The organism is Bacteroidota bacterium (assembly GCA_016720935.1).
In the GTDB taxonomy this organism is placed as follows: domain Bacteria; phylum Bacteroidota; class Bacteroidia; order AKYH767-A; family 2013-40CM-41-45; genus JADKJP01.
In genome coordinates, this window is the sequence record JADKJP010000003.1 from 210,601 (window position 1) to 228,818 (window position 18,218).

13 protein-coding genes are annotated in these 18,218 nt (G+C 42.3%); 6 read left to right on the forward strand and 7 right to left on the reverse strand.

Translation table 11 applies throughout. The features are described from left to right. Positions 1-98: 98 nt before the first annotated feature. The 3 genes from IPP86_03370 to hemW all read left to right on the forward strand — a co-directional run bounded on the left by IPP86_03370 (position 99) and on the right by hemW (position 5,296). Positions 99-2,630, forward strand: coding sequence for a hypothetical protein (locus IPP86_03370; GenBank protein MBL0137556.1), 2,532 nt, complete (start codon positions 99-101; stop codon positions 2,628-2,630). 241 nt (positions 2,631-2,871) lie between these two features. Continuing rightward, positions 2,872-4,020 (forward strand): HAMP domain-containing histidine kinase, encoded by a 1,149-nt coding sequence (locus tag IPP86_03375; protein MBL0137557.1) that lies wholly within the window; start codon positions 2,872-2,874, stop codon positions 4,018-4,020. 151 nt (positions 4,021-4,171) lie between these two features. Continuing rightward, positions 4,172-5,296, forward strand: coding sequence for a radical SAM family heme chaperone HemW (gene hemW / locus IPP86_03380; protein MBL0137558.1), 1,125 nt, complete (start codon positions 4,172-4,174; stop codon positions 5,294-5,296). A 45-nt stretch (positions 5,297-5,341) separates the two neighbouring features. Here hemW and IPP86_03385 read toward each other — a convergent pair whose 3' ends face one another. From IPP86_03385 to IPP86_03395, 3 genes are all read right to left on the reverse strand, one after another. Then, complete coding sequence (locus IPP86_03385) at positions 5,342-6,571, reverse strand: T9SS type A sorting domain-containing protein (GenBank protein MBL0137559.1); 1,230 nt, start codon at positions 6,569-6,571, stop codon at positions 5,342-5,344. 77 nt (positions 6,572-6,648) lie between these two features. Further along, entirely contained in the window at positions 6,649-7,341 is a 693-nt protein-coding gene (gene rsmI / locus IPP86_03390; protein ID MBL0137560.1) for a 16S rRNA (cytidine(1402)-2'-O)-methyltransferase, read from the reverse strand. 9 nt (positions 7,342-7,350) lie between these two features. Continuing rightward, complete coding sequence (locus tag IPP86_03395; GenBank protein ID MBL0137561.1) at positions 7,351-8,187, reverse strand: hypothetical protein; 837 nt, start codon at positions 8,185-8,187, stop codon at positions 7,351-7,353. A gap of 382 nt (positions 8,188-8,569) precedes the next feature. On the opposite strand from IPP86_03395, the gene IPP86_03400 reads away from it, so the two are divergent. Both IPP86_03400 and IPP86_03405 read left to right on the forward strand, forming a co-directional pair. Then, a complete protein-coding gene (locus IPP86_03400; GenBank protein MBL0137562.1) occupies positions 8,570-9,154 on the forward strand; it encodes a thymidine kinase in 585 nt (194 codons plus the stop codon). A gap of 14 nt (positions 9,155-9,168) precedes the next feature. Further along, the gene (locus IPP86_03405; GenBank protein MBL0137563.1) at positions 9,169-11,652 is read left to right on the forward strand and encodes a bifunctional UDP-N-acetylmuramoyl-tripeptide:D-alanyl-D-alanine ligase/alanine racemase; all 2,484 of its coding nucleotides are present in this window, start codon (positions 9,169-9,171) and stop codon (positions 11,650-11,652) included. Between the two features lie 6 nt (positions 11,653-11,658). Here the strand turns inward: IPP86_03405 and IPP86_03410 are convergent, their stop codons facing one another. From IPP86_03410 to meaB, 3 genes are read right to left on the reverse strand one after another with little or no spacing between them, the layout of a single operon-like run. Next, positions 11,659-12,708: a PorP/SprF family type IX secretion system membrane protein gene (locus IPP86_03410; GenBank protein ID MBL0137564.1), complete on the reverse strand. Its 1,050-nt coding sequence runs from the start codon at positions 12,706-12,708 to the stop codon at positions 11,659-11,661. Positions 12,709-12,730: 22 nt separating this feature from the next. Further along, entirely contained in the window at positions 12,731-14,788 is a 2,058-nt protein-coding gene (locus tag IPP86_03415) for a gliding motility-associated C-terminal domain-containing protein (protein MBL0137565.1), read from the reverse strand. Positions 14,789-14,839: 51 nt separating this feature from the next. Further along, positions 14,840-15,715, reverse strand: coding sequence for a methylmalonyl Co-A mutase-associated GTPase MeaB (meaB, locus tag IPP86_03420; protein ID MBL0137566.1), 876 nt, complete (start codon positions 15,713-15,715; stop codon positions 14,840-14,842). A 133-nt stretch (positions 15,716-15,848) separates the two neighbouring features. On the opposite strand from meaB, the gene IPP86_03425 reads away from it, so the two are divergent. Beyond that, positions 15,849-16,607, forward strand: a complete 759-nt coding sequence (locus tag IPP86_03425; GenBank protein MBL0137567.1) for a glycosyltransferase family 2 protein — start codon at positions 15,849-15,851, stop codon at positions 16,605-16,607. 6 nt (positions 16,608-16,613) lie between these two features. Here the strand turns inward: IPP86_03425 and IPP86_03430 are convergent, their stop codons facing one another. Next, on the reverse strand, positions 16,614-18,218 hold the full coding sequence (locus tag IPP86_03430) for an O-antigen ligase family protein (protein MBL0137568.1): 1,605 nt from the start codon (positions 18,216-18,218) through the stop codon (positions 16,614-16,616).

The following is an 18,218-nucleotide window of genomic DNA, read 5'->3' on the forward strand; positions in this document are numbered from 1 at the left end:
TCGGCTTTCTTACACGTAAATATATCTGCAAATCAACTGAATGATTGAATTCTTTCAGTCTTGCAATAAATGAAATGCTTCTCCCGTTAACCAGAACCATGTCATCCCAAGTCAAACGTACTTTATTGTTTTTCCTGAAAATAACAGGAGTGGTTTTGCTTGGTTTTGTTTCCCTTGGACTAATCATCGGTTTTTTTTACGGTTCTGAAATTAAGAAGATGATGTTGGCCCAGCTCAATCAGCATCTCGCCACTGAAATCAAAGTCAAAGAATTCAACTTTTCTGTACTCCGTCATTTTCCGTATGCATCCTTCGACATGGAAGAAGTGATGACCAAAGAAGTTTGTGATCGGGAAGAAAAAGACACTTTATTGTATGCGAAAAATATTTCTTTCCTCTTTAACATCATGGGAGTATTTGACAAAAATATTTCCATCAAAAAAGTGTTGGTGAAAGACGGAATGGCCAATATTCATATTGATGCCAACGGAAAGAATAACTATCATTTCTGGAAAACTTCTGAAGATACCACTGCGGAATCATCAACGGTTGACGTTCATCTGATCAGCCTGAAGAATGTCCGGATCAGGTATTTCAATGAACACGATAATCAGGATTATCTTTTTACATCCAATACTTCTGTACTCAGCGGGAAATTTTCAGCAGGACAATTCACACTGAATACAAATGCGGATTTGTTCGTCGATCATTTTTTCGTGAACAAGATCAATTATGTTAACGGTAAGAAAGTTCTTATTCACTCAGGACTGGCGGTTGATAATGCTAACGGTTTATACCGGTTTGGGAAAAGCACCGTTCAGGTCGCGGATTTCCTTTTTGACGTGGAAGGAAATGTCAGCAGCACAAAAACATCGACAGGACTTGATCTCAGCATTGCTTCGCATGAAGCCGATTTGGCTTCATTCATCAGCATGCTGCCACCGTCTTATGTCCATTATCTGGAGTCATTTAAAAGCACAGGAAAATTTATTTTCAAATCAACAATAAAAGGGCCTGTCAGTCACACAAAAAATCCGGAAGTAGCGATCGCCTTTTCAGTCAGAGATGGATCTGTAACACCCAAAGATCAGGATATCTCCCTTCAAAGCCTGAATCTTACCGGTACTTATCTCAATCATGCTGCAAATGGCAAAGATGAACTGGTGATTCCCTCGATTTCAGCTTCACTCGGAGGACATGCAGTGAAAGGTGATTTAAGACTGACGGATCTTGCAAATCCATTTCTTTCACTCCGTGCCGCTGCCGATCTGGATTTGTCTCAATTACAGCATTTCATCAAGAAAGATACACTGGAATCACTTTCAGGGAGTATGAATCTGAAAATTGCCTTCGCCGGCAAAGTCAAGGATCTGCCGAGTCTGAATTCAGGACAGCTATACAAAGTGCAGGCATCCGGTACCATTGATTTAAAAAATGTGGCTTTCCAGTTGAAAAGAAATCCCCTGGAGTTTAAAAATATCAACGGGAATTTCACTTTGCAGGACAACGATATTGCTGTAAACCTCCTGACCGGAAATATTTCTTCCAGTGACCTTCGCCTGAGCGGCCGATTCAACAATTTTGTCAATTTTATTCTGATACCAAATCAGCCTGCTTTGTTTGACGCGAAATTGAACAGCTCACTTCTTGATCTGGATGAATTGATGTCGAACAAAGTCGCGACCACACAAGGGGACACATCGTATATTCTGAAATTCAATCCGCGATTGGTGAGCAATCTGGATGTGACAGTTGGCAACATCCGTTTCCGTCAATTCAGAGCATCACGTATGCAGGGACAAATTCACCTTGATCACCAGGTTATCACCGGACGCGGACTGACTTTCGCTGCCATGGATGGGATGGTGTATATGGATGCGACGATCAATGCGTCACGCAAGGACAGCGTCTTCATGAATTTTGATTCTAAAATTGCCCGTCTGGATGTGACCAAATTATTCACACAAATGGAAAATTTCGGTCAGACTACCATGACGGATAAAAACGTAAAGGGTCGGGTGAGTGCGGATGTTCAGTTCAATTCAGCATGGTCGATTGATCTGAATATTGATTCACGTAAAGTCAGATCTACCTGTGATATCACCATTGAAAACGGTGAGTTAATCAATTTCACACCGATTCTTGCTTTGTCACGCTACCTGAAAGTTCCGGACCTGAATCATATCCGCTTCTCTACGCTGAAAAATCAAATTTATATTGCCAATGAGTTGATCTCCATTCCAAGCATGGCGATCAATTCTTCAGCGATGAATATCACTGCAAGTGGTACACATAATTTCGACAACATCGTTGATTATCGTCTCAAGCTTTTGCTTACAGATGTTTTGGGAAAGAAGGTTCAAACCAATTCGGAGTTTGGAGAAATCGAAGACGATGGACTGGGCAGGACACAATTGTTGCTGAGCATGAAAGGACCTGTTGATAATCCTAAATTTAGTTATGACCATAATGGAGTGAAGGAAAAAATTAAAACAGATATAGTCCGTGAAAAGCAAAATCTGAAAGGAATATTGAAGGAAGAATTCGGGATGTTCAAAAAGGACACAAACCGTATTGAAACCAGAAAGAAAAAGGAAGAACTGCAAATTGATTGGAGCAGTAGTGAATAAGCACCTGACAGGGCTTTCCGATCCATCAAATCGGAAAGTTGAAATCACCTGGCAATTAGGCTTTTCCGATGATTTTGGGCATCCTCCGGGATGCTCTTCTTTTTTAGACCATCTGCCGGAAAATTTTCCAAATTAGTACAGAATCTAATTTCCCATTTCAAGGAAATCTTCCATCTTTGTACTCATCAGAGCAGGAAATTTTATTGAAATCCTGCATTTTTCCTAAAACACACAACCTGAGGTGAATATTTACACCCAAAAACAACGTTGGAAACTTCTGCTCCTGCTTGCAGCCTTGTTGATAGGAGCAGCTTCGCTGTGGTATACCAATAAACTGGTGAACAAGCTGGCTGATGAAGAGCATAAAAAGATTGAACTCTGGGCGGAGGCGACAAAAAGGCTTGCGGATGTTTCGGAAGTCAATACCGATATTAATTTTCTCTCCAGTGTCATCAGTAATAACAACACTATCCCTGTAATCTGGGCGGATGAAAATTTTAAAGTCATTTCATCCCGAAACCTGGATTCTCTCCGCGCTTTGGATTCAACGTATCTGAAAAACCAGGTTGCAATCATGCGCTCCCAGCATGAGCCGATCGAAATAAAGATAGCCCAGAATTTTAAGCAATACATCCTCTACAAGGATTCTGAATTACTGGTAAGGCTCCGTTATTATCCTTATTTCCAGCTGGCAGTTATCGCATTGTTCCTCTTTGTTTCTTACCTCGCATTCAGTACATCACGGAAGGCGGAACAAAATCAGGTATGGGTTGGTATGGCAAAAGAAACCGCGCATCAACTTGGAACTCCTTTATCTAGTCTGCTTGCCTGGTTGGAATTGTTAAAAATGAAAGGGACAAATCCGGAATATACCAGTGAAATAGAAAAGGATTTGCACCGGCTTCAAACCATAACAGACAGGTTCTCAAAAATTGGAGCTGCACCGGCCTTGAAAAAAGAAGATGTGTACGATGTGCTCCGACATTCGGTAGATTATATTCGTAACCGCACTTCTGATCAGGTGAATTTTCACATCGATAAACCACATCACGAGATTTTTGCTCCGATGAACGTTCCGCTGTTTGAATGGGTAATTGAAAATATCCTGAAGAATGCATTGGACGCGATGAGTGGAGCAGGTGCCATTAGCATTGCAATTACAGATCAGCAACAATTCGTATACATGGACATTACAGACTCCGGAAAAGGCATTCCGAAGTCGTCTTATAAGACCATCTTCAAGCCCGGTTACACCACCAAAAGCAGGGGATGGGGCCTCGGATTGTCACTCAGCAAGCGGATTATCGAAGATTACCATGACGGCCAGATTTTCGTAAAAAGCTCGGAAATTGGCAAAGGAACGACATTCCGCATCGTTTTAAAGAAATAACCCGGGGCCTCTCTCTCCGGTTTGACATACACCATTACGCCCAAAAGCAAGGTGGATTACCTGCTGCGAACAGAATCCTCCGTATTTCATCTTGCCAATTGGGGATAAATATTATCTTTATCAAAGTAAACGAGCAAGAAACACTGCAACCATGCCCGGTCTCTATCTTCACATCCCATTCTGCAAGCAAGCTTGCAATTACTGCGATTTTCATTTTTCCACTACTCACAACACAAAATCCGCAATGCTGGAAGCGATGCGGAAGGAAATCGGACTTCGGAGTGATTATCTCGGTACCAACCAGCTCAGTACAATTTATTTTGGCGGCGGAACACCTTCATTGCTGACAGGTGATGAACTCAAAGGAATCTTTGAAACCATCAACAGAAATTTTTCTGTCGATTCGGATGCGGAAATCACTCTCGAAGCAAACCCGGACGACCTGACAGCCGAACGACTTGATGAAATTCGTGCAGCCGGTGTCAATCGTTTGAGTATTGGTATCCAGAGTTTCTCCGATGAGGATCTTAAATACATGAATCGTGCGCACAATGCAATGCAAGCCTATGATGCTGTTCGTCTTGCTCAGGACAAAGGCTTTGACAATATCTCCATCGATCTCATCTACGGTATTCCTACACTCTCTGAGGAACAATGGGAAAAAAATATGGAAACGGCTTTTACTTTAGGCGTTAAACATCTTTCCTGTTACTCGCTTACAGTTGAGCCCAGAACAGCTTTGGCCAAATTAATCCGTGACCGTAAAGTTCAGGAAGTGGATGAGGAAATGTCAGCCATTCATTTTGCAATGCTGATGGATCGCGCTGCCTGGGCCGGTTTTGAACATTACGAAATTTCGAATTTTGCCAAACCCGGCAATTATTCCAAACACAATACCTCTTACTGGAGTGGAGAGCCGTACCTAGGGATCGGGCCTTCCGCTCATTCTTACAATAAAGTCAGCCGTCAGTGGAATATCTCAAATAATCCACAGTACATCCGCTCCATTGATGAGAATATTGTTCCTTTCGAGCGAGAAGACCTGAGTAATGAGGAGAAATTCAATGAGTATGTACTCACATCTTTGAGAACAATTTGGGGAATTAGTTTGCGAAAACTCTTTCTTGAATTTGGTGAAAAGTCTGCCATGGAATTTCAACGAAATATTATTCCTCTTCTCGATGATGAACAAATCGAGCTGCAGGGAGAAAATCTTGTGCTTACCAGAAGAGGAAAATTTTTCGCAGATCGAATTGCTTCCGATCTTTTTCTCTGAAAGGACAAGAATTAATTCTTTCCAATTAACAACCCTTTTCCATGATCAGTGGAACAAAGCTACTTTAATGGTGGATCGGGAATCATCGTCTTCAATTTCCAAAGCATAAATTCCATCCGGAATATTCTCTGTGGAAATATCCACTTCTTTTTCGCGAATATTATCTGATTGAAAAATAGTTCTTCCCTCCATCGAATGTAAATGAATCACTTGATGTGGTCCGGGAGTATCTTTAAAAATAACTGTCAGTTTATTGGATCCACTGTTATAAAGCCAGTTAAAATCGGATCTTTTGTTTTTCCTGCAAGCAATGGTCTGACTGTAGGTTAATGTTCCATCAAAATCATTTTGTTGCAAACGATAATAGTTGATGTCATTCGCCGGGTGTTCGTCAGTGAACTTGTATTCGTTCAGCACGGTGCTGTTCCCGGCGCCTTCAATTCTTCCAATTTCATGAAAATTGTATTCATTGTCGGCATGTTGAATAGAGAAATACGCATTGTTTGTTTCTGATTCGGTAGTCCATTTCAATTCGATCTGATTTTCCTTTTCTTCAGCAGTAAATGAAATCAATTCTACCGGCAAAGTGGTACCGGGAGTAACAGAAATATCGTCAACATAATAATATGCGCCAGTTGTACCTGTTCCAAGTAGGGTGATAGTAGTTGCAGCATTGTTGCGAAAATTACCAATGGTAATGTACTGATCAGGACTGGTAGGTGTGTAGACAAAACTAAGTTGTTGCCAGGTGGTCGAATAAAGCACGGCACTTGATTCAAGCTGCGGGACATAGGAAATCGGTGCTCCGCCTGTTTGAGTCAATGGAGCGGAAGAAAACGCGATTCCCAGGTTATTACATCCATATCCGTGAATAGTGCTCACTCCATTGGTATACCATAAGGAAATTGTATATACCTGACCAACTGTAAGAGGGTTGCTAAGCTGTCTGGAAATGTATTCCCTGTAATTTCCCGAATACCAGGCGGCGAAACCTTCCATACCGGCTCCACTGTGAGGAGAAACAGTCGCCCACCAGGTGGCAGGTGGTTTGCAACCTCCGGTTCCTCCAGTATTGTAGTAATCAGGGCTACCTGTGCCGACTACCAACGCACAGACTCCGCTGGGGCTGGTCCAGCCATTGGCATAACATACTTGCGCGTAATTGTTGGGTAATGTTGTGAAGGAGTCAAAATTTCCGTTGGTACATAGGTTCTGCGAAATCCCCGGGAAGGAAATGAAATTCATAAGGAAAAGAAGTCCGGCCAGAAATCTCATGGATCAAAATTGACCCATGAAGATCAGAAATAATATTGGACATGCTGTGAAGAAACGAAGAAAAAAGCTGATGATTCTTATTCTTCCTCTGGAACATCATTTCCTTTTCCGGCAAGAACAATGACAATTTCTCCTTTTACTGTTTTGGAGGAGAAATGTAAGTGACATTCCTTCAGCGTTCCATGAAAATTCTCCTCATGGAGTTTACTCAATTCCCTGGAAACCGAAGCCTGACGGTCTGCCCCGAAATACTCGCTAAACTGTTCCAGCGTTTTGACCAATCTGAAAGGAGATTCATAAAAAATCATGGTTCTGGTTTCTTCTTTCAGGTTTGTCAACCGTGTGTGACGGCCTTTTTTCTGGGGTAAAAAGCCTTCGAAGCAAAAACGGTCGCAGGGTAAACCTGAATTGACCAGAGCCGGAATCAATGCTGTTGCTCCGGGAAGTGTTTCGATAGGAACATTGTTCCTGACACACTCCCGGACAATCAAAAAGCCGGGATCGGAAATTCCCGGGGTGCCGGCATCAGTGATCAGGGCAATTTTTTCACCTGCGGCGATTCGGGCTACAATATCTTCTACAACCTTATGCTCATTATGAGCATGGTAGGATTGCATACGTTTCTCGATGCCGAGGTGTTTGAGCAGAAAACCACTGGTGCGGGTATCTTCAGCCAGGATCAGATCAACTTCCTTCAGGATCCGGATAGCACGTAAAGTGATGTCCTCCAGATTTCCGATAGGAGTTGGAACCAGGTAAAGATGAGACATGATCAGAAATTAGGCGATGAACCTGCGCTCCACGAGGTCAATGAATATTGCAGCAGGAGTGGATGTGAGATCCCAATTGTATTTTGGAACAAGATTATTGTTCACATAACCGGAAGCTGCTTCATAACTTTGGCAGTTATTTAAATGTTCCACTGCACTGTGGTAAGTGGAGGAATCTCCGCTGAATAGTTGATTAATGAATTGGAATTTTTCATTGATACCAATCGCAACTTTCAAATCCTTTACCGGTTTACGCTGAAGTTTTTCTCCGATACGTGTCGGTGATTGATGCGTGGCAATGCGTTCCCCCAGAGTTTCGATTTCTTCAAATTTTCCTGCAAGCGTTGGAACTTCGTCAAACATTTCATGAAGATCTCCGCTTCCTTTTTTCGGTTTAGCCATTGTGTTAGGCTGCACTGAATTTTCTGTTCTGACAGATGTTTGGGCAAGCAACTCTTCGAAAGAATGCCGAACCGGTTCCTGCGATGGTTCTTGTATTTTCTCAACAGATGGAATTTCCTTTTCTGCCTGAACCGCTTCATTTTTTTGTTCTGCAATCACAGGAATTTCAGGTACAGAAGATTCAGTAGTGGAAACCGGAGTCTCAGCAACAGGTGAAGTTTGCAAAGGATTTTCCGACACGACTGATTTTATGGCTTCAGGGGAAGGAACATACATTCTTGGCTCAGACTTCGCGTAACGTTCGGCAATGGCAGCTTCCAGTTCTTCCATCGTCTTCAGGGCATTGTGATGATGGAGCAGGAGGGAAGCCTCATACAACTGTCGGACTTTTTGTAAAAAAAGATCAATTTCAGCATAAGGTACAGATGACGAATGCTGTTGCATTTCCCGGTGCAAATCAAGCAGCTGTTTTAATCGGGAATCAATTTGTTGGTGTAATTCGTGGGTTGCCATATGCTCTTTCAACGGAGCTTCTGTAAAAATGTTGTAAGAAATCAACACCCTTTAACCAATAAAATTATTGCTTTTCGGTTCTGAGAAAAAGCCCATTAATGTTCTCGTCTTGCCCGGGCTTTTTTACCTGAAAACCGGAGTGCATTTAGAACTCAATACCATCCCAATTCTTCGAAATTTAAATTCAAAACAGCTAAAATGGATGAATTTGAAAATGAATGACATTATTCTCATCTTCATGGATTATTGACCTGTTTTCAGGGTTTCAAATCCCTTCAAAACTCATAACTTTGCTTTAGAAATTGAATCCCGTATGTTTTTAGAGAATTTAGCTTCCAATGATCCCCATCGTGGACATATCGAAGTAATTTGTGGGTCCATGTTTTCAGGTAAAACGGAAGAATTGATCCGTCGTTTAAAACGTGCACGTATCGCAAAGCAGAAAGTTGAGATATTCAAACCCAAAGTAGATACCCGCTATCATGAAGAAAATGTTGTTTCTCATGATGCCAATTTTATTCCAAGTACGCCTGTTGATTCAGCTTCGCAAATTCTTTTGTTAGCGAATGATGTGGAGGTTGTTGGAATTGACGAAGCGCAATTCTTTGATGAGGAATTGCCATCGGTTTGCGAAAAACTTGCCAACCGCGGAATTCGTGTAATGGTTGCCGGACTGGACATGGATTATCTTGGAAAACCTTTTGGTCCGATTCCCGGTCTGGTTGCAATTGCGGAGTTCGTTACGAAAGTTCATGCCATCTGCATGAAATGTGGCAACCTGGCGAATTATTCCCACCGTACAGTAGCAAACTCATCAAGAATACTTTTAGGTGAACAGGAAAGCTATGTTCCGCTTTGTCGTGCATGCTTCAATGAAGAGAGAGAAAAATCATCGTGATCCACGATTCCAAAATGGCTGAATCTGTTTATTCCATTGAACAAATCGCTGAAATTGTCGGCGGAAAACTTGTCATCAACGATCCTGATGATCACCGGATTGTTGACCTCCTTACCGACAGCCGTAAAATCATTCATCCTGAAACATCTCTCTTTTTTGCAATTAAAGGAGAACGTCACGATGGACATCGGTTCATTCCCGAATTAATTGTTCAGGGTGTCAGGAATTTTATTGTTTCGGATTATCCGGAAAGTTTTTCAGCCCTCAGAGCAAATTTTATTATAGTTCCTGAAGCACTGGTTGCAATGCAAATGCTTGCAGCGTTTCACAGACAACGTTTCCATTTCCCGGTGCTGGGAATAACAGGAAGTAATGGTAAAACCATTGTCAAAGAATGGTTGTATCAATTACTCCGTGCCGACAAAAACATCGTTCGAAGTCCGAAAAGTTTTAATTCCCAGGTCGGTGTTCCACTCTCATTATGGCTGATGAATGAAGAACATCAGCTGGCTCTGATTGAAGCCGGAATCTCGCGCCCGGGTGAAATGGAGAAATTGCAAAACATGATTCGTCCGACCATCGGAATATTCACAAATATTGGAACCGCTCACGATGAAAATTTTCAGGGACCTCAGCAGAAGGTAGATGAGAAGATGAAACTTTTTCTCGGGGTCGAGAATCTTATTTACTGCAGGGACTTCGCGATCATTCACGATACAGTTCAACGAACTTTATTCGACCATGAAAAAATTCGTTGTTTCACCTGGTCACGAAAAGCAAAGGCGGATCTCCAGATAGGAAGAATTACCAAAGGCACTGACGAAACAGAAATTCAGGCCGTATACAATAATCAGTTCCATAAAATCCGAATTCCATTTACTGATGATGCGTCTGTTGACAATGCCATTCATTGCTGGTCACTGATGATCGTGCTTGGATATGCACAGGACATCATCAGTGAACGCATGCATTTCCTCAATCCTGTCGCCATGCGGCTGGAGATGAAAAACGGAATCAACAATACTTCTGTAATAAACGACAGTTATAATTCCGATGTAGGCTCACTAACCATCGCCCTGGATTTTCTGAATCAGCAAAAACAGCATAACACCAGAACAGTGATCCTTTCAGATATCCTTCAAAGCGGAAGGAACGAAGAAAGTCTCTACCGGGAAGTAGCTCAGCTGCTGCTTGCAAAAGGTGTCGATAAAATGATCGGTATCGGTGACGCTATTCACAGACAACAACAACTTTTCGGCATCCCTGCAAAATTTTATGCCACGACAGATGACTTTCTCAGGGAAGCATCCATCTCCGATTTTCGTGATGAAACTATTTTGCTCAAAGGAGCCCGTCCATTTGGCTTTGAGAAAATAGGGAAAATGCTCCAGCAAAAGGCGCATGAAACGGTGATGGAAATCAATCTGAATGCACTTGTTCACAACCTGAATTATTATCGGTCGAGGGTGAAGCCTACAACCAAGATGATGGCCATGGTCAAAGCCATGTCTTATGGAAGCGGCAGCTTTGAAATCGCGAATATCCTGCAGTTCCACCATGTGGATTACCTCGCAGTCGCCTATAGCGATGAAGGAGTTGAATTAAGAAAAGCCGGGATCACTCTCCCGATAATGGTCATGAACCCGGAGGTACAGAGTTTTGAAGCAATGATTCGTTATCGCCTGGAACCGGAGATCTATAATTTCAGATTACTCAATCAGCTGAATGAAGTGCTGCGCAAACACGATGGTGATCCATTCAGAATCCATATTAAACTGGATACCGGAATGAGGAGACTGGGTTTTGAAGAAGGAGACATCAACGAACTGGTTGTTCGTTTGAGAAATAATAAAAACATTCGTGTTGAATCTGTTTTTTCTCATCTGGCCGCGAGCGATGAAGCTGAACATGACGGTTTCACACGTATCCAGTTGGATAGATTTACCCGAATGAGTAAAGATATCCAGCAGGAATTTGAATATCCTATCAACAGGCACATCCTGAATTCATCCGGTATACTTCGGTTTAGTGAGGCTCAATTTGACATGGTTCGTCTCGGTATCGGTTTGTATGGATTCGCGGCGACAAATAATGAGCAGCAGCAATTGCAACATGTGGCCACACTGAAAACCACAATATCACAAATTAAAAACGTCCCCGCGAATGAGACCATCGGTTATAGCCGGAGAGGCAAACTCACCCGTGATTCTATCATTGCGACAGTTGCCATTGGTTACGCGGATGGAATCAATCGTCGCTTAGGCAATGGAACCGGTTCTATGCTGGTAAACGGAAAACGGGCACCGATTGTCGGTAGTGTTTGTATGGATATGTGCATGCTCGATATTACTGACATTCCAGCAAGAGAAGGTGATGAGGTAATTGTTTTTGGAACGGATTTGCCGGTGATTGAAATGGCTACTGCACTCGGAACTATTCCCTATGAAGTTCTTGCCGGAGTATCCCAGCGTGTGAAAAGGATATATTATCAGGAATAGAAATGATCAGAGGAAGCGTGGCATTTTGTTGAAATTCTTTGCCCGCTCACCACGTTTCACATACATCACATACGATAAATTAATTTCAAAAGCACTCGCTGAACCGGCAAGGTTTGACAAGTTCGATGTGTTCAGATCATAGCTGATACCAAGACCTACAGTATTGTATTCAAAACGAGCAGCAAGAATTGCCGCGTCTTTATAACGATAGAAGCCACCAATAAGGAAGTATGCTTCTTTCTTGTAATTCGTGTAACGAGATTTGAACTGAACTTTGTTCTTCAAAAATCCACCAGCGACAATCTCTTTTTGTTTGCCTTGCAAGCTCACCAGAAACCGTGGTTGTATCCAGGTCATATTTTCCTTATTCACTGAAAGGTCTCCGCTTCCATGAATGTTGAATTTACTGCGCAATGGAGCTTCCTGACGAATGATGAAACTGACGTTCGGGCTTCCGACATGCGACATACTTGCGCCAAGAGCCAATGAATTATTACCATCCGGAACATAGAAATACATTAAACCGGCATTGAAATCAAGGTAAGCGAACTGTTGCAACTGAATCGACTCAAATGTAGGAAGAGCCGGATCGTAAGTATCTCCGTTCCATTGTGAGTCCCAGGTCGTTTTCGAAAGATCCAGACTGTTTTGATTCAGACCACCCTGAAACCCGATGGAAAAATAATGATCACCTACATCATCCATTGCAGTGACATACGAAAGACTTCCTTCAATGACAGTCGAAGTAAAACCTGCATCGCCTGCTTTGTCCTGATAAATCATCGCGCCGACACCGAAATAATTATTTTTTACATCGGTCTTCCCCACAGGAACATCCAGAGAGGTATGGATTGTTTTATATCCTTTTCCAATTGAAGTCCATTGTGTTCTGTAATTGTTGGTAAACCGTAATTTACCATCATAAACACCGGTCATCGCCGGGTTCACTTGCAGAGGAGTAGAATAGAATTGAGAGAAATGAGCGTCCTGGGAATAGAGCCATTCTCCGCTCAAAACCAGCAGCACTAAAAGACAGGTATGTAAACACTTTCTCATCGCTATCATACTCTCTATTTCCTTAACGGAGCAGGGTTATTGTTCCCGTCTGTGTAAGGTTTTTACCGTCGTCATAAATGATTGTCAACACATATGTGAAAACAGCCGGATCTAATTCTTTTCCTTTGTAACGGCCGTCCCAACCTTCTGTTTGGTTGGTCGTCTCCCAAACTTTTTCTCCCCAGCGGTCAAATACTGTGAAACGAATTCCATACAAATTGTTTCCTCTCACAAATAAATAATCGTTGTAACCGTCGTTGTTAGGTGAAAAACTATTCGGTACAAAGAAATTGTTATTGTGCAAAACGGTAACGGTCACCTGACGGGTAGCCGAACAACCGGTAACATCCGTGATGTTTACTGTATAGGTCGTAGTTTCCTGTGGCGTAGCAATCGGATTGCTGCCTCCGGTAGTGTCCAATCCATAAGCAGGTGACCAGGAATAGGTAGCACCTCCTCCGGCAATCAACTGGTATGAACTTCCGGAATACATGGCTGTATCCGGACTTACAAATGAATTCGGAACACTCTCCACATGCACATAGGAATACTTGATGGTTGTATCGGAACCATATCCGTTGGTTACGATTAACTGAACATCATAAAAACCATCAGTAGGATAACAGATACCAACAGGATTTTGAGCTGTGGATGTATCCGGTGTTGCACCGGGGAAATACCAGCTCCAACTGGTTGGCCCAAAGGTGGATTGATCAAAGAAATTAATACAGGTATTTGAACAAATCGCCGGAGTGAAAGTAGCGAAATCTGCAACGGGCAGCGGACAGGTATTTACTTTGATGTAATCCGGTAGCACCAGGGTGTCAGACCCAAATTGATTGTAAACAATTTGAGTGACAGGATATACACCGGGAGTGTAGTAACAAATCTGCTGTGGGTTCTGATCTGTGGAAGTTGAAGGTGTACCACCCGGGAACAACCATTTCCAGCCACTTGCTCCATTAATACTCTGATCTGTAAAATTGATACAGGTGCGCTCACAAATATTCGTGCTATCCGCTGCAAATCCTGCAGTTGGTGGAGTACATGCATTTACAGTGATGTAGTCAACTTTTGTGAGTGTGTCACTTCCGGAACTATTTGAAACGATCAGCTGAACAGTGTAACTTCCGGGATTGAGGAAACACACACTGCTTGGGTCTTGTGTTGAGGAAGTGGCAGGAGTACCGCCAATAAAACTCCATGACCATGCATTCGGGAAATTCTGACTCAGGTCTGTGAAATCAATACAATCACCAGTACAAAGTACTGTGTCACTTGCTTCAAAATCCGCAACAGGCTGTAATGTTCCAAGTAATGCAATGCTATCAATCGCGACAGATGGATTCACACCCACACCGCCATTATCATTTTTCCAGGTAAAGCCGATTTTGATTCCCGCATTGTTGTCGGCACTGAATCCAAGAGCGACAGCATATCTTGTCCACAATCCAAATCCTTGTCCACACATTGGATCCGTCATTGGAGGATCTGCAATGGTATTCCATGTGGTCCCATCAAAATATTCAACAGCAAGATTATCATTACCACTTGGGTCATCCGCATTCATGAAATAATTAAAATACAGAATGATTCCATATTGTCCGGTGCAATTGATTACAGGTGATTCAACTCTTGAGTTAGTCTGAACTGCAGTTTGAAATCCTCCCGCATCATACACAGCACCGCAATCTCCGGTAGGACATAATGTTAAAGCGTTCGGAGAAGTGGACACATTTCCAATGTGCAAAGTCCGGTCCGTATATTGTGAATTAATATAACAACCTTGAGTAGAACAATCACCGGCAGGTAGTCCTGGTTCTGTCGGACTGATGTACCAACGGTTCGCATCAGGATCTTCCGGACCCAAAGCTGTAACTGTCCAGGTTCCCTGTGCAGAATTAAAGCCTCCGGCAAGCGTTCCCTGTTCACAATTTCCGGCTGCGGAATTGCCAAAGTCTTCAACCCAAAAAGCTTGTGCACTGGCATGCTGCAGCCCTATGCTGAGCAGCAGACAGCAGGAAATGAACAAGCGTCTTGTAAATTTGATTAAAAATCCGTCGTCGTACTGATTGGTCATACGATTTAAAAAGCGAGTCAATTTACAACTATTTTGGAATATCGCAATTATTCAGTTATTGAATTGATCTGCAAACTGATACAGGTTGAACCCGGGATCAGTGGCCACTTTTGACAAAGCTTTGGATAAATCCCTTTTATGGATATTTTTCATCCTTTTTTGTTGAATCAGCCGATAAGCTTTTTCAGTAAGCAGGTATGTTTTCTTCTCGTCAAACGAAGCGGATTGCTGATGGTTGCTTATTTCCCTAATGATATCTTCTATGCCTTCATTTTTTGTTGCGGCACATTTGATCACCGGAACATTCCATCCTCCAGGTTTCGGATGGGACATGAGCTTGTTCAGATTTTGACGGAGATGATCGGCTCCTTCACGGTCCGATTTATTCACAACAAAAATATCGGCTATTTCCATAATGCCCGATTTCAATGTCTGTACTTCATCCCCTGATTCCGGAACAACAACAACAATGGTGGTATCAGCTAAACCGGCTATTTCAACTTCGCTCTGACCAACACCTACAGTTTCTACAAGGATCATATCGAAATCCGCAACCCTCATGACATCCACAATTTCAATGATCTTCTCGGAGAGTCCTCCAAGCGATCCTCGTGTTGCCAGAGAGCGAATAAATACGTTAGGATTTGTAAAATGTTCGGACATTCTTAGTCGGTCACCAAGAAGTGATCCATAATTAAAAGGGGAAGTAGGATCAACAGCGATAACTGCAACCTTCTTTCCTGCTTCCGTCAGTTGCTTTAGTAAAGCATTGATGAGGGTACTCTTGCCGGCACCGGGAGGACCTGTAATACCTGTTATCGGTATTTTATTTCCTGCAGGCAGTGCCAATAATAATTCCCTGTATCCATCCTGATCATTTTCAACCATAGTGATTGCGCGGGCAAGTGCCTTGCGATCACCTTGCATCAGTTTTTGTAAAAGTTCAGGACCTGCGTTCAATGGCTGTTATTGAGTTATTGTTCCAACAAAGAAACGAGAATCAGGACGCGAATCAAAATGGAAACAGGAAATATACCTAACTTGCACACGTTGAAAAGTTATGGTACAGCTTTCCGTTGTCATAATTACCTATAATGAAGAACGCAACCTGGCTCGTTGCCTGGAATCCATTCGCGGAATAGCCGATGAAATCGTAATCGTCGATTCTTATTCCACTGATGCAACAGCTTCCATCAGCGAACGATTTGGTGCCCGTTTTATTCAGCATCCTTTTGCCGGATATATTGAACAAAAGAATTTCGCATTAAGCCAGGCAAAAAATGATTGCATTTTATCTCTTGATGCCGACGAAGCCCTAAGCCCTCAATTGAAAGAAAGTATTCTTCAGATAAAATCAACATGGCAGGCAGATGCCTATGAAATGAACCGGCTGACCAATTACTGCGGTCATTGGATTCGTCACGGTGCCTGGTATCCCGACAGAAAAGTAAGATTGTTTAGTAGAAAATCCGGACAATGGGGTGGAATGAATCCGCATGATCGCTTTCTTCCGACTTCGCCCGACAAAGTGAAACGCATCAAAGGCGACATCCTTCATTATTCTTATTATGCTATTCAGGAACATATTGCTCAGGGAAATAAATTCTCTGAAATAGGAGCAAAGGCCGCGTTTGAAAAAGGGAAAAGCGCGACATTTTTCACCCTCATCTGGCGTCCTGCATTTCGATTTTTCCGTGATTTTATTTTATTGGGTGGGTTTCTGGATGGATATTATGGTTACCTGATTGCACGAATAACGGCTCAGGCTACCTTTCTGAAATATGCCAAATTGAGAGAGTTGGGCAGGAAAAAATCCTGACCCGGTTTACCTGATTTTATTTGCAGTTTGTGAAAATCGATTTTCTCCTGAGAATAAAAACAGTGACCAAAACAATGCCGCAAAGGTAGCTCCCGCTTGAGTTTCGAGAGTGTCTTCTGTAAACATTGAAATGAAAAAAATGAGCCAGAAGGACAGAAACAGAATATCACGTTTACGAATTCTTTCCGCGAGAGGGTAAATCAAAGTAAAAAGAAAATACAGTAGCACAGGAATTCCGAGTCCGACACCGATGGCCAGGTATTGATTGTGCGCGCGCAACCGGTACTTCTCCATCAGCTTGGTATTCATCTTCCTATAGGCCTCACGATAAGCCGCAGGCATGTCTCCTGTTCCAACTCCTGTTAAAGGATGCTCAAGAATAATTTGCAGAGCGGCTTTCCAGAATTCAATACGTTGCGTGACCGAATGACCACTGGGATCTCCCCCTCTTTGATATTCCTTATACTCCCATAAAATCTGGAGCATCCGGCTTTTAATACTCGATAGATGCTGGTAATATACATTCGCGATACCGTGTTCAATCGATTGAATTTCTTCCTCTTTCAACCTGGATACCGATTCAGCATCCTTGTATTCTCCCTTTGATGTTAAAAAACGAATCAAGGTAGATTTTAGAGGTTGCTTGCGTTCATCCAGTGAATCAAATGGAATCTTACTTCGTTTGTTCCATTCTGTTCGCAGCTCCGAATCGCATATATAAAAATATACCCGGTATCCATTTTCAATTTGTGTGTTGGTGGTATCAAAGAAATAGGAGTTTCCCAATTTTGTTTTTTTGTCAAATTGCAAAACCTCAATAGGTGTGACGGAATATTTTTGTACGAATCCCTTTAGAAAAATGAAAAGAGTTGTTGGTATTGCAACGAGTAGAGCAATTGATAAAGTACGAACGAAAACACTGTGGTGGCGAAAAGCTATAGATAATAAAAATGCAATAAGGATGAAGAGTAATACGGAGATTCCGGTAACCGACTCAATAATAAACAAGAACAACACAAGCCATAAGATCATTAATACAAGGATGAATTTTATCCATGGAGCCAATGGATTAGTTCTTGAATTCAATAACCAGACAGAGACGATGACCGCCAGACAGGTAAACAACGCAAAGCGAATATGTGAAACTCCCAGAATGAAAATTTCCCGGATGTCATACATCGGTACACGAGTATGAATGAATCCTTTCAATACCGCCATGGAGACAAGGGAACCTGAAAAGACTGCCAGGATAAACAGCCACAAGAGTGTTTTAAATTGTTTTGGCTGTAATGCCCCGGAGCCGCTCAAGACAATTGGTAAAAACAGAATGGGTAGTTTGATACGGACATCTTTTATTCCTTCATGAAAATCCTGCGTCCATAGTAATCCAATCACATGCAATAACCAGAAGCCAACCATCAGGACTGCTGCTTTACTGTTAATGAATCGCCTTGTTTTTTCTTTGAAATTTCCTTCCAGGAAAAATGAACCGACAATAAAAAATTGTGAAAGACTGGTCAGAAATAAAGATAGCGGCAATCCTGTAACCAACAGGCAAAGCCCGAAGAATAAAAGATAATTTGAATTACGCTGTCGTAAAAAAGAAATCAT